Annotated in this window: 25 protein-coding genes; 12 read left to right on the top strand and 13 right to left on the bottom strand. The window is 54.9% G+C overall.

Going from position 1 to position 25,343, the window contains the following annotated elements:
• Positions 1-62 precede the first annotated feature (62 nt).
• Genes pbp4b through OGX93_RS19660 form a run of 5 tightly spaced genes read right to left on the bottom strand, consistent with a single transcriptional unit; the run spans position 63 to position 5,418 of the window.
• Positions 63-1,367, bottom strand: coding sequence for a penicillin binding protein PBP4B (gene pbp4b, locus OGX93_RS19680; protein ID WP_047462148.1), 1,305 nt, complete (start codon positions 1,365-1,367; stop codon positions 63-65).
• 4 nt (positions 1,368-1,371) lie between these two features.
• A complete protein-coding gene (gene murP, locus OGX93_RS19675) occupies positions 1,372-2,802 on the bottom strand; it encodes a PTS N-acetylmuramic acid transporter subunit IIBC (protein ID WP_012131350.1) in 1,431 nt (476 codons plus the stop codon).
• A 5-nt stretch (positions 2,803-2,807) separates the two neighbouring features.
• Entirely contained in the window at positions 2,808-3,704 is an 897-nt protein-coding gene (gene murQ / locus OGX93_RS19670; protein WP_286449825.1) for an N-acetylmuramic acid 6-phosphate etherase, read from the bottom strand.
• A gap of 13 nt (positions 3,705-3,717) precedes the next feature.
• Complete coding sequence (locus OGX93_RS19665; protein ID WP_012131352.1) at positions 3,718-4,308, bottom strand: DUF2057 family protein; 591 nt, start codon at positions 4,306-4,308, stop codon at positions 3,718-3,720.
• Positions 4,309-4,332: 24 nt separating this feature from the next.
• The gene (locus OGX93_RS19660; protein ID WP_012131354.1) at positions 4,333-5,418 is read right to left on the bottom strand and encodes a porin; all 1,086 of its coding nucleotides are present in this window, start codon (positions 5,416-5,418) and stop codon (positions 4,333-4,335) included.
• Positions 5,419-5,619: 201 nt separating this feature from the next.
• Between OGX93_RS19660 and murR the strand changes: the two genes are divergently transcribed.
• The 7 genes from murR (at position 5,620) to cysM (ending at position 12,445) form a co-directional block, all read left to right on the top strand.
• Positions 5,620-6,483 (top strand): HTH-type transcriptional regulator MurR, encoded by an 864-nt coding sequence (murR, locus tag OGX93_RS19655; RefSeq protein WP_012131355.1) that lies wholly within the window; start codon positions 5,620-5,622, stop codon positions 6,481-6,483.
• A 177-nt stretch (positions 6,484-6,660) separates the two neighbouring features.
• Complete coding sequence (gene ucpA / locus OGX93_RS19650; protein WP_012131356.1) at positions 6,661-7,452, top strand: SDR family oxidoreductase UcpA; 792 nt, start codon at positions 6,661-6,663, stop codon at positions 7,450-7,452.
• A 157-nt stretch (positions 7,453-7,609) separates the two neighbouring features.
• A complete protein-coding gene (gene cysP, locus OGX93_RS19645; protein WP_012131357.1) occupies positions 7,610-8,626 on the top strand; it encodes a thiosulfate/sulfate ABC transporter substrate-binding protein CysP in 1,017 nt (338 codons plus the stop codon).
• The gene (cysT, locus tag OGX93_RS19640; RefSeq protein ID WP_012131358.1) at positions 8,626-9,459 is read left to right on the top strand and encodes a sulfate/thiosulfate ABC transporter permease CysT; all 834 of its coding nucleotides are present in this window, start codon (positions 8,626-8,628) and stop codon (positions 9,457-9,459) included. The genes cysP and cysT overlap by 1 nt, the downstream gene beginning before the upstream one ends.
• Positions 9,459-10,334: a sulfate/thiosulfate ABC transporter permease CysW gene (gene cysW / locus OGX93_RS19635; RefSeq protein WP_012131359.1), complete on the top strand. Its 876-nt coding sequence runs from the start codon at positions 9,459-9,461 to the stop codon at positions 10,332-10,334. The genes cysT and cysW overlap by 1 nt, the downstream gene beginning before the upstream one ends.
• On the top strand, positions 10,324-11,421 hold the full coding sequence (cysA, locus tag OGX93_RS19630) for a sulfate/thiosulfate ABC transporter ATP-binding protein CysA (protein WP_012131360.1): 1,098 nt from the start codon (positions 10,324-10,326) through the stop codon (positions 11,419-11,421). The genes cysW and cysA overlap by 11 nt, the downstream gene beginning before the upstream one ends.
• A gap of 112 nt (positions 11,422-11,533) precedes the next feature.
• Complete coding sequence (cysM, locus tag OGX93_RS19625; RefSeq protein ID WP_024130134.1) at positions 11,534-12,445, top strand: cysteine synthase CysM; 912 nt, start codon at positions 11,534-11,536, stop codon at positions 12,443-12,445.
• Between the two features lie 90 nt (positions 12,446-12,535).
• On the opposite strand, the gene OGX93_RS19620 is transcribed toward cysM, so the two are convergent.
• Positions 12,536-13,252, bottom strand: a complete 717-nt coding sequence (locus tag OGX93_RS19620; protein ID WP_286449824.1) for a type 1 glutamine amidotransferase — start codon at positions 13,250-13,252, stop codon at positions 12,536-12,538.
• 13 nt (positions 13,253-13,265) lie between these two features.
• Positions 13,266-14,558 (bottom strand): MocR-like B6 salvage transcription factor PtsJ, encoded by a 1,293-nt coding sequence (ptsJ, locus tag OGX93_RS19615; protein ID WP_110493975.1) that lies wholly within the window; start codon positions 14,556-14,558, stop codon positions 13,266-13,268.
• An 82-nt stretch (positions 14,559-14,640) separates the two neighbouring features.
• On the opposite strand from ptsJ, the gene pdxK reads away from it, so the two are divergent.
• Both pdxK and OGX93_RS19605 read left to right on the top strand, forming a co-directional pair.
• Complete coding sequence (gene pdxK / locus OGX93_RS19610; RefSeq protein WP_047462159.1) at positions 14,641-15,507, top strand: pyridoxine/pyridoxal/pyridoxamine kinase; 867 nt, start codon at positions 14,641-14,643, stop codon at positions 15,505-15,507.
• The gene (locus OGX93_RS19605) at positions 15,504-15,743 is read left to right on the top strand and encodes a cytoplasmic protein (protein WP_198448640.1); all 240 of its coding nucleotides are present in this window, start codon (positions 15,504-15,506) and stop codon (positions 15,741-15,743) included. The genes pdxK and OGX93_RS19605 overlap by 4 nt, the downstream gene beginning before the upstream one ends.
• Before the next feature lie 155 nt (positions 15,744-15,898).
• Here OGX93_RS19605 and crr read toward each other — a convergent pair whose 3' ends face one another.
• From crr to cysZ, 5 genes are all read right to left on the bottom strand, one after another.
• Complete coding sequence (crr, locus tag OGX93_RS19600; RefSeq protein WP_000522253.1) at positions 15,899-16,408, bottom strand: PTS glucose transporter subunit IIA; 510 nt, start codon at positions 16,406-16,408, stop codon at positions 15,899-15,901.
• A gap of 40 nt (positions 16,409-16,448) precedes the next feature.
• Positions 16,449-18,176: a phosphoenolpyruvate-protein phosphotransferase PtsI gene (gene ptsI / locus OGX93_RS19595; protein ID WP_047462162.1), complete on the bottom strand. Its 1,728-nt coding sequence runs from the start codon at positions 18,174-18,176 to the stop codon at positions 16,449-16,451.
• Between the two features lie 44 nt (positions 18,177-18,220).
• Complete coding sequence (gene ptsH / locus OGX93_RS19590) at positions 18,221-18,478, bottom strand: phosphocarrier protein Hpr (protein ID WP_005971891.1); 258 nt, start codon at positions 18,476-18,478, stop codon at positions 18,221-18,223.
• A gap of 383 nt (positions 18,479-18,861) precedes the next feature.
• Positions 18,862-19,833 (bottom strand): cysteine synthase A, encoded by a 972-nt coding sequence (gene cysK, locus OGX93_RS19585; protein ID WP_047462171.1) that lies wholly within the window; start codon positions 19,831-19,833, stop codon positions 18,862-18,864.
• A gap of 188 nt (positions 19,834-20,021) precedes the next feature.
• Positions 20,022-20,783 carry a sulfate transporter CysZ gene (gene cysZ / locus OGX93_RS19580; RefSeq protein WP_286449823.1) on the bottom strand — a complete coding sequence of 254 codons (762 nt, stop codon included), beginning with the start codon at positions 20,781-20,783 and terminating at the stop codon, positions 20,022-20,024.
• 229 nt (positions 20,784-21,012) lie between these two features.
• On the opposite strand from cysZ, the gene zipA reads away from it, so the two are divergent.
• The 3 genes from zipA to OGX93_RS19565 all read left to right on the top strand — a co-directional run bounded on the left by zipA (position 21,013) and on the right by OGX93_RS19565 (position 24,345).
• A complete protein-coding gene (gene zipA / locus OGX93_RS19575) occupies positions 21,013-22,038 on the top strand; it encodes a cell division protein ZipA (protein ID WP_012131371.1) in 1,026 nt (341 codons plus the stop codon).
• Positions 22,039-22,109: 71 nt separating this feature from the next.
• Positions 22,110-24,125, top strand: coding sequence for an NAD-dependent DNA ligase LigA (gene ligA, locus OGX93_RS19570; RefSeq protein ID WP_286449822.1), 2,016 nt, complete (start codon positions 22,110-22,112; stop codon positions 24,123-24,125).
• A gap of 1 nt (position 24,126) precedes the next feature.
• Positions 24,127-24,345, top strand: a complete 219-nt coding sequence (locus OGX93_RS19565) for a DUF3820 family protein (RefSeq protein WP_012131373.1) — start codon at positions 24,127-24,129, stop codon at positions 24,343-24,345.
• Here OGX93_RS19565 and OGX93_RS19560 read toward each other — a convergent pair.
• Positions 24,342-25,340: a bile acid:sodium symporter family protein gene (locus OGX93_RS19560; RefSeq protein WP_012131374.1), complete on the bottom strand. Its 999-nt coding sequence runs from the start codon at positions 25,338-25,340 to the stop codon at positions 24,342-24,344. The two genes, OGX93_RS19565 and OGX93_RS19560, sit on opposite strands and share 4 nt — an antisense overlap.
• Positions 25,341-25,343 lie beyond the last annotated feature (3 nt).

Raw genomic sequence — 25,343 nt, 5'->3', positions numbered from 1 at the left:
GCCTACAGAGCCTTTTTGTAGGCCGGGCAAGCGAAGCGCCCCCGGCAGTCCTGCCTTATCGGTTACTCATGTTTTAACGCCGCGTATATCTGATCCACCACCCAACCGTATGTGGCTATCGGCATCAACCCGCTGTTAAACATATTCGGGTTCTTTTGCGGGTCGGCGACGGGCGAGTGCGGCTTGTTGCTCAGCATCACAATCGCCATCTGATTGGCCGGGTCGATAACGGTCAGCGTCCCTGTCCATCCGGTATGGCCGTATGCCTGCGCGCTGGCCAGCGTGCCGAATGTCGGCGTCATGGACGCATTGCCGTTAACGCGCCAGCCGAGACCAAACGTGGCATCCTCCGGCGAGGATTGCGTGAACATTTTCACGGTTTCCGGGCTGAACAGCGTCACGTTACCGTACCCTCCGCCATTCAGCATGGTCTGCATCAGTACCGCAATATCGCCGGTATTCGAAAACAGTCCCGCATGTCCTGAAACACCGCCCATCGAGTAGAATGCTTTTTCATCATGCACCTGGCCCCATAGGGTGGTCGTGCGGATATTGGGGAAATGAATCACGCCATCCCGGGTATTGCCGTTCAGTTCCGTCGCGGCGATCTGCTGTTGGCGGAAGCCTTTCTGTAGCGGGTTAAAGACCGTATGCGTTAAACCGAGCGGGCGATAGAGGTTCTCTTCAACATAACGATCGAGCGGCTGGCCCGTCACGGACTCCACGATAAATCCAAGCAGCATATAATCCACATCGCTGTAGATGTGTTTCGTGCCGGGGCGGTACGCCAGCGGCGTACGTTTGATCATCTCCAGCGTGGTGGCTTTATCCTGCGAATACAACTCGCCCGCGACGGCCTGGTTCGGGTATTGCGGGTCAGCGGGGAAACCGCCGGAATGATGCAGCAGATCCGCAATGCGTAACGTGCTTTTCCCTTTAATCGCATCCCCCGGGCGATCGCCAAAATCGGGAATGTATTTCGAGATAAGATCGTCCGGCTGTAATTTGCCCTCTGACATCAGTTTTTGCAGGGCAAAGTTCGTGGCATACATTTTTGTATTTGATGCCAGGTCGTACAGGGTGTCAGTGGTTGCCTTGACGGGATGAGACATCAGGACGCTGCCGTCATATTTTTTAGCCTGACCCCAGGCCTTACGATAAACAATATGACTGTCTTTAATAATGAGCAGGTTAACGCTTGGATAACCGGCATCAACCTGTTGCGCTATCCAGTTATCCAGCGCGTTAAGCCGTTCAATATTAAATCCTGCTTTTTCCGGCGCGGCGTCAGTCAATACCGGAAATGGCGCGGCGCTGGCGGTGCAACTGAGCGCCAGCAGGGAAGCAAAAAGTAATGTCATTTTCATGGTATTAGTCCAGATTCACATTACGGCAGCCAAAGAGAGCGGTAAAAATAAATCCGCCAAGATACGCAATCAGCATTCCTCCGGCATATACCGCCATTGCGGGCAGAATACCTTGCGCGGACGTCATTAACGGCAGCGCCACCAGACCGGATGGGCCAAAGGCGCTGTTTAAGCCCATCGGCAGACCCGACCAGGCCACTAAGCCGATGAAAAGCCCCCCGGCAGCGCCGCCGAGGCAGGCGGTGATAAACGGTTTCATTCGTGGCAGCGTAACGCCGTAAATCAGCGGTTCGCCAACACCGAGTAAGCCGGGAATAATCGCCCCGCGAACCTGGCTGCGTAACACGCTGTGTTTTTCTGCTCGCCAGTAGAGCGCCAGTGCGGCGCCGACCTGACCTGCGCCAGCCATAGAAAGAATAGGGAACAGGCTGTTGAATCCCTGGCTACTCATTAATGCCAGATAGACGGGAATGAAGCCCTGATGGACGCCAAACACCACCGAAACAAGAAACAGACCCGCCAGAACGGCGCAGCCCAGCGGGTTGCTGTTGAGGTGGATAAAGAGCCATGACATCCCTTCGAACAGCCAGCCGCCCAGCGGCATGATGATCAGGTAGGCCAGTGCGGCGGTGACCAGCAGGGTTAACATGGAGGTCAGCAGCATGTCCAGATCGTCGGGCATAAAGCGTCGGATAAAGCCCTCAATACGCGCGCTGGCCCAGGCGGCGATCAGTACGCCGATAATGTTGCCGCGCGGGTCGATCGGCAGGCCAAAGAAGTCCTCAATACCGGAGAAATAGCCCGTGGTGGCGGCAGGGTTGTATCCCAACAGGAACAGCGAGGCGATGATCGCCCCGTTAACGCCGGTGCCGCCGAAAGCCTGCGCGGCGTTATAGCCAATAAGAATGACCAGAAAGGTAAACAGCCCTTTACTGAACACTTTCATAAAGTTCAGGGCGTCGGGAAGCATACCTTGCGCATCGGCCGGAACGTGCAATACCGTACCCAGCAGCGTGGCAATCCCCAGCAGCAGGCCCGCAGCAATAAAACCGGGAATGAGCGGCGTAAAAATAGTGGCGAACTTCGACAGGAATTGCTGAATGCCTGAGGTTTGTTTCGCTTTTAGCTGGCTTTTGGTTTTGGCGGCGATATCTGCCGCCTGCGTGACGGTGCCGCTGTTGTCGCTCAGTAGCGCATTCATGGCATCTGCTGCCCGCTGCGCTTTACCGGGGCCAAAAATGACCTGCACCTGGTTATTCGAGAGGACCACGCCTTTCACGCCTTCGAGCGTTTTAATCGCCGGATCGACCCGATCGCTGTCATGTACCGCCAGACGTAAACGGGTCATGCAGTTCCCGCAGGTGGCAATGTTACCCGGGCCGCCGACCCGGGAGATAATCGTATTCAGGAGATCATTACTGATTTCTTTTGCCATTCGCTTTATTCCTCTTCCAGTACCTGGCGAATGAAGCCGCCATGTTGCTCAAGACGCAGACTGGCTTCTGTTGCGTTGAGGTTTTTCAGTAGCATGACGATAGCGGTTTTGCAGTGACGGCCACAGGCCATCAGCGCGGCTTCAGCCTGTTGCCCGGTGCAGCCTGTCGCATTTTTCACAATATTTACCTGACGCACGTTGAGTTTTTCGTTCGTGGCGACAACATCCACCATCAGGTTGCCAAACACCTTGCCGGATTTAATCATCAGGCCGGTGGACAGCATGTTGAGAATCAGCTTCTGCGCGGTGCCCGCCTTCATACGGGAAGAACCGCTCACCACTTCGGCGCCGACTACGGGCGTGATGGCAAGCTCCGCCGCCTTTGCTACGGCGCTCCCTGGATTGCAGGAGATCCCGACCGTCCGGCAGCAGAGCGTACGGGCATATTCCAGACCGGCAATCACATACGGCGTGCGACCGCTGGCCGCAATGCCCACAACCACATCTTTTTCATTGAGTGCGAGGGTCTTCAGGTCGTTGACCCCAAGCTCGCGGTTGTCTTCCGCGCCTTCAATCGCATGCTGTATCGCGCGCTCGCCACCGGCGATCAAACCGATAACCAGGCCTGATTCCACGCCATAGGTCGGGGGGCATTCGCTGGCGTCAAGGATACCCAGGCGACCGGACGTTCCGGCGCCGGTATAAATCAGCCGCCCGCCAGCGCTGACCTGCGCATAAATGATGTCGATAGCCGCGGCGATCTCGGGCAGAACCTGCTCCACGGCGAGTGGAACCGTTTTATCTTCATCATTAATGATGCGGCACATATCGAGGGTGGAAGCCCGGTCAATCTCAAAAGAGGCGCGGTTAACACCTTCGGTAATCATATTTTCAAGTTGCATATTACTTACAGCCTTACAGGTTTAGCGCCCATTTCAGGAATGCTTTTTTCTGGGTGTCGTCAGCTTTCAGATACAGTTGCTGTAGCTGGGAGAGCTGGTCATGCGAAGTGGCGGGCGCCGCCGGGGAAGCGGAGCGCGCCGGAGAAGGTATCATCGTGCTGTCATCGTTGACGATGGCGCTCAGGTCGGTGAACACGGTGATGCTGTCACGGTCGAGAATTTTGATATCAAACGGTACGGGTTTCCCGGCCGCCGTCAGGGTGAATACCGGTTTTTGCGCCATCTGGCTGGCTTCTTTTTCGTCCAGCGGTTTTCCCGCAGACAGTTGCAGATCCACATTGCCGGAAGCGTTAAACGAGATGATATACGGGTTAGACGTCACGCGGCCCCGGTTATTGTTCACCGATTCAGGATTTGCCGGACTGTCGAACTTCACTACCATTTTTTGAGCGCCGTCTGGCAGCGCCACGTCTTTACTAAAAATACTGACTTTTGCCGAACGGGCCGCTAGCACGCTGACGTTATCGCCAATAAAGAGATGCGGAGCGGCAAAAGCCTGGCTGCAAAACAACAGTGCTGCGGCGGACACAAAATATTTCTTCATTTTTACTCTCCCGGAAAAGGGGAATCAGAATTCGTAACGTAAGCCAAGGTGGAAATAGTCATCAGCCGGGTTGCTGCCGCCAAAGGAGACATCATTGCCGTTCGTCCGTTTTTTCCCTTCTTCACCATTACGCCAGGAGTAAGACGCAAATATGGAACTGCGAACGGTGAGTTTGTACTGCGCTTCAAAGGTGGTATCGCGAAGTTTCAGCCCGTCGCCGTCCTCATTTTTCAGATGGCGATAGCCGGTACGTAACGCCCAGTCCGGGCTGACGTTCCAGACCAGCGTTGCTTCGTAATCTTTATCGGTGCTGTCCGCAGAACCGTCGAGGTAGGTCACTTTATCCTGGGCATAGAGCAGGCCGAACATGAAATCGCCCAGGTAGTAGCGGGTGCCGATGCCATAAAAGGTGTACTTATCGACATTATTATCCGACAGCGTGGATGTATCGTCATGGCTCGCTTTCTCTGTCTGACCGGCAATCACCGGCTGGAGGCGGCCAAAATCGCCCATATCGAGCGTATAGCGAAGGGCGGCATTATAACCGTAATCCAGATCGGAGGTGTTATTGCCCAGAATATAGGCGGTAGAGAAATCAAAATTGCCGAATGTGTTCTGGTACTGAATGGTGCCGTCCTGACGGAAAACCTGTACCGCCGTCGGGTCAACAAAGTTTGCCTGGCGGGCCATTGCGACATCGGAGCTGGCGAACACATCGCCGATATCCGTGAACATGATCAGGCCGGATGACACGCGCCCGCCGGTCAGCTTGCCGTATTCGGCAAAATCAATCCCTGCCCAGACGTAACGCGCGGTGAAGTCATTCGGGTTTTCCGCGCTGATGTTGTTCGCGTACTCTGCGGCATTTACCTGATACTGCGTAAAACCAATAACGGCCAGCTTGTCATTAATCGCCTGGCGGGCGGAGAAACCGATACGCGCGTCAAAATCGCCCGAGGTGTCGCCTGATTTCTTGTCAGAGATATTGAATCCGAGACGCCCGTAGAGATCGATATTCGATCCGTCATTGGCCTGGTAGATCACGGCGGCATGGCTGGCGCTGGTTGCGAGGAGAGTAAAGATTGCCAGGGACTTCAGAGTACGTTTCATTATGATTATCCTTTTCTGTGTGTAGTTTTTTGTTGCTATGAAAGACGCAAGGAATCATATATTCCATAAAAATATTTACAATAGAATCATTGAATCGTAATACAAATATTGTGAGGGCTATCAAATTCTCACCCGCGTTGTGTTATCCTGCGAACAGTGCGTTGGAATTAATGATTCCATGATGACGGGAGCGGAAGAGCGATGTTGTATCTGGCGAAAATGCGTAATGCAGAGGGAGAGTTAACGGAAAATGAACAGAAAATTGCCAGCTTTCTTTTGGCTCATGTCAGCGAGCTAAAAACCGTTTCTTCCCGCAATCTGGCGAAGCAGCTGGAAGTCAGCCAGTCCAGTATTGTGAAATTTGCCCAGAAACTTGGCGCGAAGGGATTCACCGAGCTCAGAATGGCGCTCATTGAGGAGTACAGCGTCAACCGGGAAAAGAAACATGACACGGCGCTGCATCTGCACAGTACGATTACCAGTGAAGACAGCCTGGAGGTGATTGCCCGTAAGCTGAACAGAGAAAAAATGTTCGCGCTGGAGGAAACCTGTAGTCTGATGGATTTCGATCGCCTGAAGCAGGTGATTAACCTGATCAGCAAGGCCCGGCTTATTCAGATTACGGGTGTCGGCGGTTCGGCGCTGGTAGGACGGGATTTATCCTTCAAGCTGATGAAAATTGGTTATCGCGTGGCCTGCGAGGTCGATACCCATGTGCAGGCAACCATTGCTCAGGCCTTGCAAGAAGGGGACGTGCAAATAGCCATTTCCTACAGCGGGTCGAAAAAGGAGATCGTGCTTTGCGCCGAAGCGGCGCGTAAGCAGGGGGCGACGGTGATTGCGATCACCTCTTTGACGGACTCTCCGCTGCGGCGGCTGGCTGATTACACGCTGGATACCGTATCCGGTGAGACCGAATGGCGCAGTTCGTCCATGTCCACCCGAACCGCGCAGAACTCGGTGACCGATCTGCTGTTTGTTGGCATGGTGCAGCTCAATGATGTTGAGTCGCTTCGTATGATTGAGCGCAGCAGCGAACTGATTAATCTTTTAGGCAGGAGCTAAGGACTTTTACGTAAGATTTACCCTAATTAGTGAGTTGTTCCGCAGCACTTATTTGTTTTTTCTGTATTTTCAATGTTAATGGAGTGTAAGGCTTCATCGTAGTTTCGCTGGAGACGAGCGTAGCGCATAAGACGCACCGCTTATGCGCTGCAACAGACTGAAAAGGAGAACATTGAAATGGGTAAACTCACGGGCAAAACGGCATTGATTACCGGCGCGTCACAGGGCATTGGCGAGGGGATCGCCAGAGTGTTTGCTCGCCACGGCGCGAATTTAATTTTGCTGGATATCTCCGATGAGGCGGAAAAACTGGCGGATGAGCTGGGCGGACGCGGTCATCGTTGTACCGCCATCAAAGCGGATGTCAGGGATTTTGCATCGGTCGCGGCGGCAGTGGCGCGCGCGAAAAAGATAGAAGGTAAAATTGATATTCTGGTCAACAATGCGGGTGTTTGCCGGTTGGGCAACTTCCTCGACATGAGCGAAGAAGATCGCGATTTCCATATCGATATTAATATCAAAGGCGTCTGGAACGTCACAAAAGCCGTTCTGCCGGAAATGGTTGAACGCAAAGATGGGCGTATCGTCATGATGTCCTCCGTGACCGGGGATATGGTGGCCGATCCAGGCGAAACGGCTTATGCCCTGTCTAAAGCGGCGATTATCGGACTCACCAAGTCCCTGGCCGTGGAGTATGCGCAGTCCGGCGTTCGTGTGAACGCAATCTGTCCGGGTTATGTCCGCACGCCGATGGCGGAAAATATCGCCCGTCAGTCTAATCCTGACGATCCTGAATCGGTACTCACCGAAATGGCGAAAGCGATCCCGATGCGCCGTCTGGCCTGTCCGCTCGAAGTGGGTGAACTGGCGGCCTTCCTGGCGTCGGATGAGTCCAGCTATTTGACCGGGACGCAAAACGTGATTGATGGCGGCAGCACGCTGCCTGAAAGCGTGAGCGTGGGCGTCTGATTGACGCCGCTTTCCTCCTCACCGCATGTGGGGAGGGATTCTCTTATTCCCTTTTCGACTTTCAAATCATCAAACGGTATATAAAACCGTTACTCCTTTCGTACCCGTTATAAATATTATGACCATAAGAAAGTCATCAAATTTATAAGGGTGCGCAATGGCTGTTAACTTACTGAAAAAAAGATACCTGGCGCTGAGCGCGATGCTGTTGTTGGTCACGCAGGCGCAGGCAACAGAGCTGCTGAACAGCTCATACGACGTTTCTCGCGAACTGTTTGCCGCCCTTAATCCGCCGTTTGAACAGCAGTGGGCGAAAGATAACGGCGGCGATAAGCTGACCATCAAGCAGTCTCACGCCGGTTCGTCAAAACAAGCGCTGGCGATTCTGCAAGGGCTGAAAGCTGACGTAGTGACCTATAACCAGGTCACGGACGTGCAGATCCTGCATGACAAAGGCAAGCTGATCCCTGCCGACTGGCAAAGCCGTCTGCCGAATAACAGCTCACCGTTCTATTCCACGATGGGATTCCTGGTGCGCAAAGGGAATCCGAAAAATATCCATGACTGGAATGACCTTGTGCGTTCCGATGTAAAACTGATTTTCCCGAACCCGAAAACCTCAGGCAATGCCCGTTACACCTATCTGGCTGCATGGGGCGCGGCGGATAAAGCTGACGGTGGCGACAAAGCCAAAACCGAGCAGTTTATGACCCAGTTCCTGAAGAACGTCGAAGTGTTTGACACCGGCGGTCGCGGCGCGACCACCACCTTTGCGGAACGCGGCTTGGGCGATGTGCTGATTAGCTTTGAATCGGAAGTGAATAACATCCGTAAACAGTATGAAGCGCAGGGATTTGAAGTCGTTATCCCGAAAACCAATATTCTGGCCGAATTCCCGGTGGCATGGGTGGATAAAAACGTACAGGCCAACGGTACTGAAAAAGCGGCGAAGGCTTACCTGAACTGGCTCTACAGCCCGCAGGCGCAGACCATCATCACCGACTTCTACTACCGCGTGAATAACCCGGAAGTGATGGACAAACTGAAAGATAAATTCCCGCAGACCGAACTGTTCCGCGTGGAAGACCAGTTTGGCTCCTGGCCGGAAGTGATGAAAACCCACTTCGGCAGCGGCGGCGAGCTGGACAAACTGTTGGCGGCGGGGCGTAAGTAATGTTCGCAGTATCGACAAGACGTGTGCTGCCCGGCTTTACCTTAAGCCTCGGAACCAGCCTGTTGTTCGTCTGCCTGATATTGCTGCTTCCGTTGAGCGCGCTGGTGATGCAGCTGGCGCAAATGAGCTGGGCGCAATACTGGGAGGTTATCACCAACCCGCAGGTGGTAGCGGCCTACAAAGTCACGCTGTTGTCGGCGTTTGTGGCATCAATCTTCAACGGCGTATTTGGCCTGTTGATGGCGTGGATCTTAACCCGCTATCGCTTTCCGGGACGTACTCTGCTGGATGCGCTGATGGATCTGCCGTTTGCCCTGCCGACGGCGGTGGCGGGTCTGACGCTGGCGTCATTGTTTTCCGTGAACGGTTTTTACGGCGAATGGCTGGCGAAGTTTGATATCAAAGTGACTTACACCTGGCTTGGCATCGCGGTAGCGATGGCTTTTACCAGCATCCCGTTTGTGGTGCGCACGGTGCAGCCGGTACTGGAAGAGTTAGGCCCGGAATATGAAGAAGCGGCGGAAACGCTCGGCGCAACGCGCCTGCAAAGTTTCCGCAAAGTGGTGTTGCCGGAGCTGTCTCCTGCGCTGGTGGCGGGTATTGCGCTCTCGTTTACCCGAAGCCTCGGCGAGTTCGGCGCGGTGATTTTTATTGCCGGGAACATTGCGTGGAAAACCGAAGTGACCTCGCTGATGATTTTTGTTCGTTTGCAGGAGTTTGACTATCCGGCGGCCAGCGCGATTGCGTCGGTGATCCTCGCGGCGTCGTTGTTGCTGCTGTTCTCGATTAACACCCTGCAAAGTCGCTTTGGTCGACGTGTGGTAGGTCACTAATGGCGGAAGTTACCCAATTGAAGCGTTATGACGCCCCCCGCATTAACTGGGGAAAATGGTTTCTGATTGGCACCGGGATGCTGGTTTCGGCGTTTATTTTGCTGGTGCCGATGATTTATATCTTCGTACAGGCCTTCAGCAAAGGGCTGATGCCGGTCTTACAGAACCTGGCTGACCCGGACATGCTGCACGCGATCTGGCTGACGGTGTTGATTGCGCTGATTGCCGTACCGGTAAACCTGGTGTTTGGCGTTCTGCTGGCGTGGCTGGTGACGCGCTTTAATTTCCCCGGTCGCCAGCTGCTGCTGACGCTGCTGGATATTCCGTTTGCCGTCTCGCCGGTGGTGGCCGGTCTGGTCTACCTGCTGTTTTACGGCTCGAACGGCCCGCTGGGCGACTGGCTGGATGAGCACAACCTGCAAATTATGTTCGCCTGGCCGGGAATGGTGCTGGTCACTATTTTCGTCACCTGTCCGTTTGTGGTGCGTGAACTGGTGCCGGTTATGCTGAGTCAGGGCAGCCAGGAAGATGAAGCGGCGATTCTGCTTGGCGCTTCCGGCTGGCAAATGTTCCGTCGCGTTACGTTGCCTAATATTCGCTGGGCGCTGCTGTACGGCGTGGTGCTGACCAACGCGCGCGCCATTGGCGAGTTCGGCGCGGTGTCGGTGGTTTCCGGCTCGATTCGCGGCGAAACCCTGTCGCTGCCGTTACAGATTGAATTACTGGAGCAGGACTACAACACCGTCGGCTCCTTTACCGCCGCCGCGCTGCTGACGCTGATGGCGATTATTACCCTGTTTTTGAAGAGTATGTTGCAATGGCGCCTGGAAAATCAGGAAAAACGCGCGCAACAGGAGGAAAATCATGAGCATTGAGATTGCCAATATTAAGAAGTCTTTTGGTCGCACCCAGGTGCTGAACGATATCTCGCTGGATATTCCTTCAGGTCAGATGGTTGCCTTGCTGGGGCCGTCCGGTTCAGGTAAAACCACGCTGCTGCGTATTATTGCCGGGCTGGAGCATCAGACCAGCGGGCATATTCGTTTTCACGGTACAGACGTAAGCCGTCTGCACGCGCGCGATCGTAAAGTCGGCTTTGTTTTTCAGCACTATGCGCTGTTTCGTCATATGACGGTGTTCGACAATATCGCCTTTGGCCTGACGGTGCTGCCGCGTCGCGAACGTCCGAATGCGGCGGCCATCAAAGCGAAAGTGACGAAACTGCTGGAAATGGTGCAACTGGCCCATCTGGCGGAGCGTTTTCCGGCACAGCTTTCCGGCGGGCAGAAACAGCGCGTGGCGCTGGCGCGCGCGTTAGCGGTTGAGCCGCAGATCCTGCTGCTGGATGAACCGTTTGGCGCGCTTGATGCGCAGGTGCGTAAAGAGCTGCGCCGCTGGCTGCGTCAGCTGCATGAAGAGTTGAAATTCACCAGCGTGTTTGTCACCCACGATCAGGAAGAGGCTACGGAAGTGGCGGATCGCGTGGTGGTGATGAGCCAGGGCAACATTGAACAGGCCGATGCGCCGGATCAGGTGTGGCGTGAACCCGCCACCCGCTTTGTGCTGGAGTTTATGGGCGAAGTGAACCGTTTGCAGGGAACGATTCGCGGCGGTCAGTTCCACGTTGGCGCGCATCGCTGGCCGCTGGGGTATACGCCAGCGTACCAGGGGGCGGTCGATCTGTTCCTGCGTCCGTGGGAGGTGGATGTCAGCCGCCGCACCAGTCTGGATTCCCCGCTGCCGGTACAGGTGCTGGAGGCCAGTCCGAAAGGTCACTACACCCAATTAGTCGTGCAGCCTCTGGGGTGGTATAACGAACCGCTGACGGTGGTGATGCAGGGGGATAATCCCCCACAGCGCGGCGAGCGGCTGTTTGTCGGGCTGCAAAATGCGCGGTTGTACAATGGCAACCAGCGCATTGAGACGCGCGAAGAGGAGCTTGCTCTGGCAGAATCGGCCTGATAGGTTAATATCACGTAGTTTTGCCGGGTGGCGCTGCGCTGACCCGGCCTACAATATGATCTGCGTAGGCCCGGTCAGCGAAGCGCCACCGGGCTTTTTACTGGACAGAGAAGTGAACACATTAGAACAAACAATTGGCAATACGCCTCTGGTGAAATTGCAGCGGATGGCGCCGGATAACGGCAGTGAAATTTGGGTCAAGCTGGAAGGCAATAACCCTGCCGGGTCAGTGAAAGACCGGGCGGCGCTGTCGATGATCGTCCAGGCGGAAAAACGCGGGGAAATTAAGCCCGGCGATGTGCTGATTGAAGCGACCAGCGGCAATACCGGTATTGCGCTGGCGATGATTGCCGCACTGAAAGGCTATCGCATGAAACTGCTGATGCCGGACAACATGAGCCAGGAGCGCCGTGCGGCGATGCGCGCCTATGGCGCGGATCTGATTCTGGTGTCTAAAGAGCAAGGGATGGAAGGCGCGCGCGATTTGGCGCTGGAAATGGCCGAACGCGGCGAAGGTAAGCTGCTCGATCAGTTTAACAATCCCGACAACCCTTACGCGCACTACACCACGACCGGGCCGGAAATCTGGCAGCAAACCTCAGGTCGCATCACCCACTTTGTCTCCAGTATGGGAACAACCGGCACGATTACCGGTGTGTCGCGCTTCCTGCGCGAACAGGAAAAACCGGTAACGATTGTTGGCCTGCAACCGGAAGAGGGCAGCAGCATTCCGGGGATTCGTCGCTGGCCCGCAGAATATATGCCGGGTATTTTTAATGCTCAGCTTGTGGATCAGGTGCTGGATATACACCAGAGCGAGGCGGAAAATACCATGCGCGAACTGGCGGTACGCGAAGGTATTTTCTGCGGCGTGAGTTCCGGCGGCGCGGTTGCCGGTGCGTTACGCGTCGCCCGCGCGACGCCGGGGGCCGTGGTGGTGGCGATCATCTGCGATCGCGGCGATCGCTATCTTTCTACCGGCGTTTTTGGCGAAGAACACTTCAGCCAGGGGGCTGGGATTTAGCCTGTAGGCCTGATAAGCGTAGCGCCATCCGGTAACCGTAAAGTATGATCGCCGGATGACGACGCAAGGCGTCTTATCCGGCCTGCAACGTCAAGCGTTACGTTTCTCCACCAGCAGGTCGAGGAAGCGCCACAGTTTCTCGTTCATCTCCTGATAATTCCACTCGCGCATTTCGGCGTTCGAGCGAATAAAGCGCTTCCCTTTTGCCGCAGCCAGTTCCTGTTCTGAATGCTGGATCAGCCCTTCTACCGCCTCGGCGGTAAACTCCATATGGCACTGAAAACCGTAGACGGCGTTACCGTATTGCACGATCTGGCGCGGACATCCTTCGCTTGTCGCGAGAACGACCGACTGATCGGTTAACCCTGGCATATCGTTGTGCCAGTGCCCGACCACAAGCGGAGAGCCGAAATGAGCGAGCAGCGGATTCTGTTTCCCGGCTTCCGTTAGCGTAATCGGGTAGTGGCCGATCTCCTTTTCCGGGCTCTGGCGTACTTTTGCGCCCAGCGCCTCACCAATCAACTGGGAGCCAAGACAGATGCCGATCACAATACGACGCGCAGAGATCGCCTGATTAATAAGCCGCTGCTCCGCTAAAGCGTCAAAATACGGGCACTCTTCGAGCGTAGTACGCGGTGACTGCGGGCCGCCAAACACCACCAGCATATCGAAACCATCCGCATTGGCGGGGACAGGTTCACCGGCATACACGCGGGACCAGGAGAGGGGATAACCGCGATCCTCAGCCCATTGCAGATAGGCTCCGGCAGATTCGAAAGACTCATGAACGACAAAATGAACTCGCACTTTTTCTCTCCTGTTAACGTTTTAACGCCTGATGGATATCAGCCGCCAGTTTGTTGATATCGCCGTCGCCCAGCGTCGACAGCGTAATGCGCAGACCGTGGGCGGGCGCGTTGACGCCAAATGCTTCGCCTTCCCGTACCAGCCAGCCCGCTTTCGCCAGCATAAACGCGATGCCCTGGCTGTGGCTTTTCAACGGCAACCACGCATTCAGCCCATCGCCGGGGGCGTGTGTAAGCCCGGTTCGCTGGAGCGCGCAGGCCAGCTTCTGCTGCTGCGAAGCATAAAATTGCCGGGTCTGCGCCAGCGTTCGCTGATAGTTTTTGTCACTCAGACAGGCATGCACTAAATCTTGCAACAGATGGCTGACCCACTGACTGCCGGAATTAAGGCGCAGGCGCAGTCTGGCTGAGGTGGCGGGATCGCTGGCGACAATGGCGAGGCGCAGATCCGGCCCCAGCGTCTTTGACATCGAGCGAACCACTGACCAGTGTAGCGTCTCCGGGGCGATCACCGGGTGCCAGGGAGATGAAGAGAGCAGGGCAAAGTGGTCGTCGATAATAACCAGCGCTTGCGGGTATTTCGCCACAATGTTCTGTAGCGCGGCGGCGCGGGAGGCGCTCAAACTGCACCCCGTAGGATTGTGGGCGCGCGGGGTTAAAATGACGGCGCGGGCGCCATTTTTCAGCGCCTGTTCCAGCATCTCAGGCTGCATACCTTCGCTATCGACGCCAACGGGGATGGCGGAAAACCCGGCGTAGCGCAGCATACTGATGCTGCTTAAAAAGCAGGGGTCTTCCACTGCCACGCTGTCACCCGGCAGTAAATGGGCGCACAGCAGACGCTCGATGGCGTCAATCGCCCCACTGGTGATATCAATCTCGCCTTCGTCAGGTACGGCATCCTGCATCCACTGCTTCGCCCACGCGTGAAGGGCGGGAGAAACAGCCGCATCGCCGTAAAGACGCGGTGACTTATTTATTGTTGAAAAATAACTGCTGAGATCGGGCAGCCGTTGGGGATCGGGATTGCCGCCGGAAAGATCGGTCAGCGGCGTATCGGGACTGCTTCCTTCCAGCGCGAGCGGAGAAGGCGCACCTTTAATGACCGTACCGTTACGTCCCTGGCTCAGGGCCAGGCCGGATGTCACCAGCCGTTTGTAAGCCGCCGCGACAGTATTGCGGTTCACGTTTAATTCCGATGCCAGTTCCCGCACCGGCGGCAGCGTTTCCCCTGGCGCCAGTGCGCCGGTGGTGACATGCTGACGAATACTGTCAAAGATTTCGCTGGCGGTTTTTCCGTCGATCATTATTGACCTATGACAAAATGAATTTTAGCATATGACGATAATAGTGAGGCGTTAGCCCGCTGTCCAGTGAGAGGAGAGGTAAATGGGGCAGGATAGTGAAATACAGTCAGTGCTCTTCGACGATAAGCATCGGGCTTTACAGACCGACATTGTCGCCGTTCAGTCACAGGTGGTGTACGGCAGCGTAGGCAACAGTATTGCCGTACCGGCGATTAAAGCGCAGGGCTTGCGGGTGACGGCGGTACCCACGGTGCTGTTCAGCAATACGCCGCATTATGAAACGTTTTACGGCGGCATTATTCCTGCCGACTGGTTCAGCGGTTATCTCCAGGCCTTAAATGAACGGGATGCGCTGCGTGAGCTTAAAGCGGTCACGACAGGCTATATGGGCAGTGCGGAACAAATCGTTCTGCTGGCGAAATGGCTGGAAACGGTGCGGATCGCGCATCCTGAGGTGTGCATTCTGGTTGATCCGGTGATTGGCGACACGGACAGCGGAATGTATGTGAAAGCGGAGATCCCGCAGGCGTATCGTCATTACCTGCTGCCGCTGGCGCAGGGGCTGACGCCGAATGTGTTTGAGCTGGAGATGCTCAGCGGCAAACCGTGCGGCACGCTGGATGAAGCGGTTGCAGCGGCGAAATCGCTGCTCTCCGACACGCTGAAGTGGATTGTGATCACCAGTGCGCCAGGCCAGACGGCGGATACCATCAATGTGGCGGTGGTGACGAGCGGCGGCGTGGATGTGATTGAACACCCGCGTGTGGAAACCGATTTAAAAGGGACGGGCGATCTGTTCTGCGCCGAACTGGTGAGCGGTATTGTGCAGGGGAAAGCGCTGACGGCGGCGACGCGACATGCCGCAGAGCGTGTGCTGGAGGTGATGACCTGGACGCAGCGCTGCGGGTGTGACGAGTTGATTCTGCCACCGGCAGGGGAGGCGCGATGAAGAGTTATCGGCTGGTGGTTCGCCAGCAGGGACGTGTGGTTGGTCACTTTGAAACGAGCGGGCTTGATGCGCTGGAGGATATCTGCGTGGCGCGCGCGATGTTCGGCATTGCGGGTGGCTATCAGTGCGAATTGCTGGTGTCGGACTCGGAGAAGCGGATGCTGGAAAGCGGGCCGGAAGGGATGAAGATCCTGATGCGCGAGAAGTACTACCGTCCAGTCACCTCGCTGTTGTGAGCGCGTAACTATGCCGGATGGCGGCGAAAAACGCCTTATCCGGCCTACGATCTTTTATTGTAGGCCTGATAAGCGCAGCGCCATCAGGCGCGGTTTTACCGTAACCAGGATAAAAAAATGGCGCCAGTCGGCGCCATTTTTCCCTGCGGCAAGAATTACTTCTTGATGCGGATAACCGGGGTTTCACCCACAGTCACGCTACCGGACAGTTTGATCAGTTCTTTGATTTCGTCCATGTTGGAGATAACAACCGGAGTCAGGGTAGACTTGGCTTTTTCTTCCAGCAGCGGCAGATCGAACTCAATTACCGGATCGCCAACTTTAACGCGTTGACCTTCTTCAGCAATACGCTTGAAGCCTTCGCCTTTCAGTTCAACGGTGTCGATACCGAAGTGAACGAACAGCTCAATGCCGCTATCCGATTCGATAGAGAACGCATGGTTGGTTTCAAAGATTTTGCCGATGGTGCCGTCTACTGGCGCGACCATTTTGTTACCGGTTGGTTTGATAGCAATGCCATCGCCAACGATTTTCTCGGCAAAAACTACATCCGGCACGTCTTCGATGTTGACGATCTCGCCAGAGAGCGGAGCAACAATCTCAATAGTTCCGGTGTCTTTCTTATCATCAGAAACCAGAGATTTTAGTTTATCGAACAAACCCATGATCTTCTCCTAAGCAGTAAATTGGGCCGCATCTCGTGGATTAGCAGATTGTTTTTTCTTCAATGAACTTGTTAACCAGCGTCATTAACTCGTCCGTTGTCGGTTGAGCAAGAGCCTGCTCTGCTAACACCTTCGCATCTTCGAAGTTCGTGTTACGGATAATCTTCTTAATGCGCGGGATAGAAATGGCGCTCATAGAGAATTCGTCCAGACCCATCCCCAGCAACAGAAGTGTAGCACGTTCGTCGCCTGCAAGCTCACCACACATGCCAGTCCATTTACCTTCAGCATGAGAAGCATCAATAACTTGCTTGATCAAGTTCAGCACGGACGGTGACATTGGCTGGTAAAGATGTGAAATCATATCATTACCACGGTCAACTGCCAGGGTGTACTGCGTTAAATCATTGGTGCCGATACTAAAGAAATCAACTTCTTTAGCTAAATGACGAGCAATGGTTGCCGCAGCTGGTGTTTCCACCATTACGCCAATCTCAATGCTTTCATCAAATGCTTTACCTTCGTCGCGCAGTTCCTGTTTGTAGATTTCAATCTCTTTGCGCAGCGCGCGAACTTCTTCAACAGAGATGATCATCGGGAACATGATGCGCAGTTTACCGAACGCAGAGGCGCGCAGAATGGCGCGAACCTGATCACGCAGGATCTCTTTGCGATCCATCGCGATACGTACCGCACGCCAGCCCAGGAACGGGTTCTCTTCTTTCGGGAAGTTCATGTACGGCAGTTCTTTGTCGCCGCCGATATCCATAGTACGGACGATAACCGCCTGAGAGCCGCAGGCTTCAGCGACGGCTTTGTACGCCGCAAACTGTTCTTCTTCAGTCGGCAGCGCGTCACGGTCCATGAACAGGAATTCAGTACGATACAGACCAACGCCTTCCGCGCCATTGCGCTCTGCGCCTTCAACGTCACGAACGGTACCGATGTTGGCGCAAACTTCTACCTGATGACCGTCCAGCGTGATAGCCGGCAGATCTTTCAGTTTAGCGAGTTCCGCTTTCTCGGTTGCAACCTGCTCCTGAACGGCGCGCAGTTTTTCAATTTCTTCGTTGGTTGGGTTGACGTAAACCTGATTGTTTACGGCATCCAGAATCAGATAGTCGTCGTTTTTCACCTGAGAGGTGACGTTACCGGTGCCCACGATGGCCGGCAGTTCCAGAGAACGCGCCATGATAGAGGTGTGGGAGGTACGTCCACCTGCGTCAGTGATGAAACCCAGCACCTTTTGCAGGTTCAGCTGTGCGGTTTCTGATGGGGTCAGGTCAGCGGCAACCAGGATGACTTCGTCCTTGATTGCGCTCAGGTCGATGATTGCCAGACCCAGGATGTTGCGCAGCAGGCGCTTACCAATGTCACGCACGTCAGCCGCACGTTCTTTCAGGTATTCATCATCCAGTTCTTCCAGGGCAGTGGCCTGACCTTCGATAACTTCATGCGCAGCTGCGTCAGCCGTCATGTTCTTATCTTTAATCAGGGCTATGATTTCCTGCTCCAGCTCCTCATCTTCGAGCAGCATGATATGCCCTTCAAAGATGGCTTCTTTTTCTTCACCGAACGTTTCACCAGCTTTCGTTTTGATCGCTTCCAGTTGCGCAGATGCCTTGGCACGACCGCTCAGAAAACGTTCAACTTCCTGATCAACCTTGTCGGCAGAAATTTTTTTCCGGTCAATGACGATTTCGTCTTCTTTCAGCAGCAGTGCTTTGCCGAAAGCGATACCCGGGGATGCTAAAATGCCTGAAATCATAACCCTACCTTACTTGTGACTGATTTTTAAAAGAACCCGGGAACTTACTCGAGTTCCGCCATCAGTTTGACCAGATGCTCTACCGCTTTTTGTTCGTCTTCGCCTTCAGCAGCGATGGTGACAACGGTGCCCTGAGTCAGGCCCAGAGTCTGTAGTTTGAACAGGCTTTTTGCGCTGGCGCTTTTGCCGTTGGAAGTCACAGTAATCTCAGAAGTGAAGCCTTTCGCTTCTTTAACAAACTGAGCAGCAGGGCGGGTGTGCAGACCGTTCGGAGCGGTAATGGTAACTTCTTGCTGGAACATTGTATTTCCCCAACTTATAGGTTTAGTGTTGTGGAACTAAAGTCTAGCCTGGCGGTTTGACTTTAGCCTGTATTGTTAGCGTCGGCGTAAACGGGACGCGACACACCAGGTGTTATGCGCAATCCGTTGCTGGCAACTGCTGGCCGCTGACGTTTCGCTCGTCATTAAACATTATGCCGTGAAAGGAAGACTTGAACCAAATCATTAAATCGATTCAGCTAGCGCTTTTCCTGTAACGATTAATTTCGGGCATCAAAATAATTAGTCTGGTTAAATACCAGACCCGGCAGGGTGAATCAATGCCAGGAGGGTTGAAAATTTGAAGCAGGCCACAAAAAAGCACCCAAAAGGGTGCTTTTTTACGCGTTTTTAACATGCTGGCATTACTGTTGCAGTTCTTTTTCAGTAAAGAGATCGGCAAACAAAGCAGTGCTCAGATAACGCTCACCCGATGACGGTAGGATAACCACAATATTCTTATTGGTAAAGGTTTCATCTTCCTGGAGCTTAAGTGCTGCCGCAACGGCCGCGCCGGAAGAGATCCCCGCCAGAATACCTTCTTCTTCCATCAGGCGACGAGCGGTGGAAATGGCTTCTTCATTTGTGATACCGACAACTTTATCAATCAGTTTCAGATCGAGGTTGCCCGGAATGAAGCCTGCGCCAATGCCCTGAATTTTGTGCGGGCCGGGCTTCAGTTCTTCACCAGCCAGCGCCTGTGCGATAACCGGAGAGTCGGTCGGTTCTACTGCTACGGTAATGAGGTCCGTTTTGCCTTTGGTGCCTTTGATGTAGCGGGTGACGCCTGTCAGCGTACCGCCGGTGCCGACGCCGGAGATAAAGACATCGACCTGACCATCGGTATCTTCCCAGATTTCCGGGCCGGTGGTTTTTTCGTGAATTTCCGGGTTAGCCGGGTTGCTGAACTGCTGAAGCAGCAGGTATTTTTCTGGATCGCTGGCGACAATCTCTTCCGCTTTCTGGATAGCGCCTTTCATGCCTTTCGCGCCTTCGGTCAGTACGAGGTTCGCTCCCAGCGCTTTGAGCAGTTTGCGACGCTCAACGCTCATGGTGTCTGGCATGGTCAGCGTCAGCTTGTAGCCACGCGCGGCAGCAACATAAGCCAGCGCGATACCGGTGTTGCCGCTGGTCGGTTCCACCAGTTCGACGCCCGGTTTCAGCACGCCGCGTTTTTCGGCATCCCAAATCATATTGGCACCGATACGGCATTTAACGCTGAAGCTCGGGTTACGTGATTCCACCTTCGCCAGAATGCGTCCGTTACCGATACGGTTCAGTCGAACCAGCGGCGTATGACCGATAGTCAGCGAGTTATCTTCAAAAATCTTACTCATGGCCTGTCCTTAACTGTATGAAATTGGGATACATGGGCTAGCATACCTGCTCAGAGAATATGCGGAAGTAAGGATTTAGCATATCTATATTCGGAAGGGAAATAATGGCTACCGAGATGGAATAAGGAGCGGCATAAGCCCCTCCTTTTTTATACAACTATTTTACAGGTTTATGAGTGTGCTGTGATTCATTTCCATGACCCATGTATGGAACGGTAGCAATCAACCCACATCGCCGTTGCGCCACACACGGCGACGGGCATGATCACCAGGTTAAGCACCGGGATCATGGTGAACAAACTGGTTAACGCGCCGAACTGCATATTGGCGACTTTCTGCGTGCGCAGGGCGGTGCGCATCTCTTTGAACGGGACTTTGTGGTTGTCGAAGGGATAGTCGCAATACTGAATCGCCAGCATCCACGCGCTGAACAGGAACCACAGCACCGGGGCGACGGTTTGCCCGACTCCTGGAATAAAATAGAGAATTAACAGCACAATGGCGCGCGGCAGATACCAGATGAACTTTTGCCATTCGCGTTTCATAATGCGCGGCACATCTTTCATAATACCCAGTACGCCGGTATCTGGCGGCGTTGCGCCGGTCAGGCGCGCCTCAAGCTGTTCCGCCAGCAGCCCATTGAAAGGGGCGGCGATCCAGTTGGCAATGGTTGAAAAGAAATAGCCGAAGACCAGTAAAACCGAGATGACCGCAATGGGCCACAGCAGATAGCTTAACCACTGCAACCAGTCGGGAACGTGGCTCATCAGCGAAGGGATCCAGACGTCCAGTTGCGTAAACAGCCACCAGAATGCGCCGCCCATCAGCAAAATGTTTACCAGTAACGGCAAAATAACAAAGCGACGGATCCCCGGTTGCGTGACCAGTTTCCACCCCTGTGAGAAATAGTAAAAGCCGCTGCGAGGTGCAGTTGCGGATGATGACACCATAATCAGGATATGCTCCTTTAATAAAGCCCCGGGTAAACTTTGCGTATCTTACCGGGTTGTGACGCGTTCGCCAGTTAAGAAATGTTCGAAAAAACAGCAAAAAGCACGATTTCGTTCATCTTTATGCTGTGAAAGCCAAGAGCGCACTTGCACTTGACGTAATCGGCAAATACTCTTAGTGAGTAAATGTTTGCCGTGGTGGCAAGGTGTTAGAACAACAGAGAATATAATGATGCAGGATTTGCGTCTGATATTAATCATTGTTGGCGCGATCGCCATAATCGCTTTACTGGTACATGGTTTCTGGACCAGCCGTAAAGAACGATCTTCTATGTTCCGCGATCGTCCACTGAAACGCATGAAGTCAAAACGTGACGACGATTCTTACGACGATGACGTCGAAGAAGAGGAAGGCGTGGGTGAAGTTCGTGTTCACCGCGTGAATCATGCCCCCGGCAACGCTCAGGAGCATGATGCACCTCGTCAGTCGCCGCAACACCAATACCAGCCGCCTTATGCGTCTGCGCAGCCTCGTCAACCGGCTCAGCAGCCGCCTGAAGCGCCAGCGCAGCCGCAGCAACGGCCGCAGTATGGGCAGCCGTCGCAACCGCAACCGGCACAACAACCGGCACAGCCTGTGCAGCAGCCAGTACAGCAACAGCCGGTAGCGCCGCAGGTTCAGTCTGCGCCGCAACAGCCTGTTCAGCCAGCGCCACAGCAACCTGCGCCTCAGCCTGCTCCGCAGACTTTCCAGCCAGCGGAACCTGTCGCAGAGCCTGCGCCAGCACCTGAACCAGTAGTGGAAGAAGCGCCTGTCGCGGAAAAACCGCAGCGTAAAGAAGCGGTCATTATTATGAACGTCGCCGCTCATCATGGCAGCGAGCTTAGCGGCGAAGTGCTGCTGAACAGCATCCAGCAAGCGGGCTTCAAATTTGGCGATATGAATATTTTCCATCGCCACCTGAGCCCGGATGGCAGCGGCCCTGCGCTGTTCAGCCTGGCCAACATGGTGAACCCGGGAACGTTTGATCCTGAAATGACCGGTGATTTCTCCACGCCGGGGGTCACTATCTTTATGCAGGTGCCTTCTTACGGCGACGAGCTGCAAAACTTTAAGCTGATGCTCCAGTCTGCGCAGCATATCGCTGATGAAGTCGGCGGCGTGGTGCTTGATGACCAGCGCCGGATGATGACGCCGCAGAAACTGCGTGAATATCAGGATCGCATTCGCGAAGTGAAAGAATCCAACGCCTGAGAAACCCAGGCGTGATCCCCCCCTTTCTGAACCCCCGCCTGTCGGGGGTTTTTTATCATTGATGGTGCGATATGGAATCAATCGAACAACAACTGACAGAACTGCGAACCACGCTTCGCCATCATGAGTATCTTTACCATGTGATGGATGCGCCGGAGATCCCGGACGCTGAGTATGACCGTCTGATGCGCGAACTTCGCGAGCTGGAAGCGCAGCATCCAGATTTAATTACGCCGGACTCCCCGAGCCAACGCGTCGGAGCGGCGCCGCTGGCGGCGTTCAGCCAGATTCGCCACGAAGTGCCCATGTTGTCGCTGGACAACGTGTTTGATGAAGAGAGTTTTCTGGCGTTTAACAAGCGCGTGCAGGATCGGCTAAAAAGCGGCGATAAACTGACCTGGTGCTGCGAGCTGAAGCTGGACGGCCTGGCAGTCAGCATCCTGTATGAAAACGGCGTGCTGATCAGCGCGGCAACGCGTGGCGATGGAACGACCGGCGAGGACATCACCTCCAATGTGCGTACCATTCGCGCTATTCCGCTGAAGCTGCGCGGCGATAACATTCCGGCGCGTCTGGAGGTTCGTGGCGAAGTTTTCCTGCCGCAGGCCGGGTTTGAAAAAATTAATGAAGAGGCGCGCCGCACCGGTAATAAAGTGTTTGCCAACCCGCGTAACGCTGCGGCGGGGTCGTTGCGCCAGCTTGATCCGCGTATTACCGCGAAGCGACCACTCACTTTCTTTTGCTACGGCGTCGGCATTCTGGAAGGTGGCGAACTGCCCGATACGCATCTGGGGCGCTTGCTGCAATTCAAAGCCTGGGGGCTTCCGGTAAGCGACCGGGTGACGCTGTGCGACTCTCCCGAAGCGGTGCTGGACTTCTATCACAAAGTGGAAGAAGACCGCCCGACGCTGGGTTTTGACATTGACGGCGTGGTGATTAAAGTCAACTCGATGGCGTTGCAGGAACAGCTTGGATTCGTCGCCCGCGCGCCGCGCTGGGCGGTGGCCTTTAAGTTCCCGGCGCAGGAGCAAATGACGTTTGTACGCGATGTAGAGTTCCAGGTGGGGCGGACTGGCGCGATCACGCCCGTCGCCCGTCTCGAACCGGTGCATGTTGCGGGTGTGCTGGTCAGCAACGCCACCTTGCACAACGCGGATGAAATTGAGCGTCTTGGCCTGCGCATTGGCGACAAAGTGGTGATTCGCCGCGCGGGGGATGTGATCCCGCAGGTGGTGAACGTGGTGCTTTCCGAACGCCCGGAAGAGACGCGCCCGGTCGAGTTCCCGACGCATTGCCCGGTGTGCAGTTCTGATGTCGAGCGTGTGGAAGGCGAAGCGGTCGCTCGCTGTACCGGCGGCCTGATCTGCGGCGCGCAGCGCAAAGAGTCGCTCAAGCACTTTGTTTCCCGCCGGGCAATGGACGTTGATGGCATGGGCGATAAAATTATCGACCAGCTTGTCGAGAAAGAGTATGTCCACACCCCGGCAGATCTGTTCCGTCTGACGGCAGGCAAACTGACGGGCCTGGATCGTATGGGGCCGAAATCGGCGCAGAATGTGGTGAATGCGCTGGAAAAAGCGAAAGAGACCACCTTCGCGCGATTCCTCTATGCGCTCGGTATCCGCGAAGTGGGCGAAGCCACGGCGGCAGGGCTGGCGGCGTACTTCGGTACGTTAGAGGCGCTGGAAGCGGCCTCTATCGACGAACTGCAAAAAGTGCCGGATGTCGGCATTGTGGTCGCTACGCACGTCTTTAACTTCTTTGCTGAAGAGAGTAACCGGGATGTGATCGGGCAGTTACTGGCGGAAGGCATTCACTGGCCTGCGCCGATCGTGGTTAACGCCGACGAAATCGACAGCCCGTTTGCCGGTAAAACGATCGTCCTGACGGGCAGCCTCAGCCTGATGTCGCGAGATGATGCGAAAGCGCGCCTCGTGGCGCTGGGGGCGAAAGTGGCGGGCAGCGTATCGAAGAAAACCGATCTGGTGATTGCGGGCGAAGCGGCGGGATCTAAGCTGGCGAAAGCGCAGGAACTGGGGATTGACGTGATCGACGAAGCAGAGATGCTCCGCTTACTGGGTGTCTGACATGGAAAAAGAGCAGCTGATTGAGATAGCCAACACGGTGATGCCGTTCGGCAAGTACAAAGGGCGTCGGCTCATTGATGTGCCGGAGGAGTATTTGCTGTGGTTTGCCCGTAAGGATGAATTTCCGGCGGGAAGACTGGGCGAGCTGATGCAAATCACGCTGCTGATTAAAACCGAGGGGCTGACGCAGCTGGTGCAGCCCCTGAAACGACCTCTTTAAGCCTTCGCGGCGCGGCCTTCTTGCTGCGCCTGCAACTTATCAGTCTGGCGTTTGTAGCGACGCGCCAGCATCGCGCAGACCATCAACTGGATCTGATGGAAGATCATCAACGGCAGCACCATCATCCCAATCACTGAGGTGGGAAACAGGATATTGGCCATCGGGATACCGTTCGCCAGACTCTTTTTCGACCCGCAGAAAACAATGGTTATTTCATCCGCTTTGTTGAATCCGAACCTGCGGGCGGCAAACACGTTAACGCCAATGACAATCGCCAGCAGCACAAGGCTGACGACGACAATAAACAACAACGAGCCCCATCCCACTTTGTGCCAGATACCGTTAACGACGGCTTCGCTGAATGCGGAATAGACGACCAGCAGAATGGAGGTCTGGTCCGTTTTCGCAATCCACTTTTTATGACGCGCGACCCAGTTGCCAATCCACGGACGCGACAGGTGCCCCAGCACAAACGGCAGCAGCAGTTGCAGCATGATTTTGCCGACCTGTTCCAGGCTGCCTTCCGCTCCGTGGATATTCATCACCAGGCCGACGAGCAGCGGCGAAAGAAAAATCCCCAGCAGGCTGGAGGCCGATGCCGAACAGACGGCTGCCGCGACGTTTCCTCCCGCCAGAGAGGTAAAGGCGATGGCAGACTGTACGGTCGCGGGCAAAATACACAGGTACAGGAAACCGGTATACAGCATGGGATCGACATTGACGGGCGCCCACCAGGCAAATAACACCCCGAGAACCGGAAACAGGATGAAGGTGCTGCACATTACCCACAGGTGCAGCCGCCAGTGGCTGCCGCCCGCGATAATGGCTTCGCGTGAGAGTTTTGCGCCATGCATAAAAAACAGCAGCGCAATCGCGGCGGTGGTTAAGCCTTCAAAAAACGGAACGAAATCCCCTTTGGCCGGAAAAAAGGAGGCCAGCAAAACGACGGTGATAAGCGTCAGCGTGAACGGATCAAGAATACGAAAAAGTTTCATAAA

Origin of the sequence: Citrobacter sp. CK195, from assembly GCF_030333365.1 — a bacterium.
In the GTDB taxonomy this organism is placed as follows: domain Bacteria; phylum Pseudomonadota; class Gammaproteobacteria; order Enterobacterales; family Enterobacteriaceae; genus Citrobacter_B; species Citrobacter_B koseri.
Note: the sequence above shows the minus strand (reverse complement) of the source record. Positions and strands in the feature narration are given on the sequence as shown.

Bases quoted from the DNA above. Each gene is read 5' to 3' on its own strand.
- cysP (WP_012131357.1), top strand. From the start codon at position 7,610: ATGGCTGTTAACTTACTGAAAAAAAGATACCTGGCGCTGAGCGCGATG.
- murR (WP_012131355.1), top strand. From the start codon at position 5,620: ATGTTGTATCTGGCGAAAATGCGTAATGCAGAGGGAGAGTTAACGGAA.
- cysW (WP_012131359.1), top strand. From the start codon at position 9,459: ATGGCGGAAGTTACCCAATTGAAGCGTTATGACGCCCCCCGCATTAAC.
- cysK (WP_047462171.1), bottom strand. From the start codon at position 19,833: ATGAGTAAGATTTTTGAAGATAACTCGCTGACTATCGGTCATACGCCG.
- murP (WP_012131350.1), bottom strand. From the start codon at position 2,802: ATGGCAAAAGAAATCAGTAATGATCTCCTGAATACGATTATCTCCCGG.
- OGX93_RS19565 (WP_012131373.1), top strand. From the start codon at position 24,127: ATGGAAAAAGAGCAGCTGATTGAGATAGCCAACACGGTGATGCCGTTC.
- ptsI (WP_047462162.1), bottom strand. From the start codon at position 18,176: ATGATTTCAGGCATTTTAGCATCCCCGGGTATCGCTTTCGGCAAAGCA.
- OGX93_RS19660 (WP_012131354.1), bottom strand. From the start codon at position 5,418: ATGAAACGTACTCTGAAGTCCCTGGCAATCTTTACTCTCCTCGCAACC.
- cysT (WP_012131358.1), top strand. From the start codon at position 8,626: ATGTTCGCAGTATCGACAAGACGTGTGCTGCCCGGCTTTACCTTAAGC.
- ligA (WP_286449822.1), top strand. From the start codon at position 22,110: ATGGAATCAATCGAACAACAACTGACAGAACTGCGAACCACGCTTCGC.
- cysA (WP_012131360.1), top strand. From the start codon at position 10,324: ATGAGCATTGAGATTGCCAATATTAAGAAGTCTTTTGGTCGCACCCAG.
- pbp4b (WP_047462148.1), bottom strand. From the start codon at position 1,367: ATGAAAATGACATTACTTTTTGCTTCCCTGCTGGCGCTCAGTTGCACC.
- ptsH (WP_005971891.1), bottom strand. From the start codon at position 18,478: ATGTTCCAGCAAGAAGTTACCATTACCGCTCCGAACGGTCTGCACACC.
- crr (WP_000522253.1), bottom strand. From the start codon at position 16,408: ATGGGTTTGTTCGATAAACTAAAATCTCTGGTTTCTGATGATAAGAAA.
- ptsJ (WP_110493975.1), bottom strand. From the start codon at position 14,558: ATGATCGACGGAAAAACCGCCAGCGAAATCTTTGACAGTATTCGTCAG.
- cysZ (WP_286449823.1), bottom strand. From the start codon at position 20,783: ATGGTGTCATCATCCGCAACTGCACCTCGCAGCGGCTTTTACTATTTC.
- OGX93_RS19665 (WP_012131352.1), bottom strand. From the start codon at position 4,308: ATGAAGAAATATTTTGTGTCCGCCGCAGCACTGTTGTTTTGCAGCCAG.
- murQ (WP_286449825.1), bottom strand. From the start codon at position 3,704: ATGCAACTTGAAAATATGATTACCGAAGGTGTTAACCGCGCCTCTTTT.
- OGX93_RS19605 (WP_198448640.1), top strand. From the start codon at position 15,504: ATGAAGAGTTATCGGCTGGTGGTTCGCCAGCAGGGACGTGTGGTTGGT.
- ucpA (WP_012131356.1), top strand. From the start codon at position 6,661: ATGGGTAAACTCACGGGCAAAACGGCATTGATTACCGGCGCGTCACAG.
- pdxK (WP_047462159.1), top strand. From the start codon at position 14,641: ATGGGGCAGGATAGTGAAATACAGTCAGTGCTCTTCGACGATAAGCAT.
- zipA (WP_012131371.1), top strand. From the start codon at position 21,013: ATGATGCAGGATTTGCGTCTGATATTAATCATTGTTGGCGCGATCGCC.
- OGX93_RS19560 (WP_012131374.1), bottom strand. From the start codon at position 25,340: ATGAAACTTTTTCGTATTCTTGATCCGTTCACGCTGACGCTTATCACC.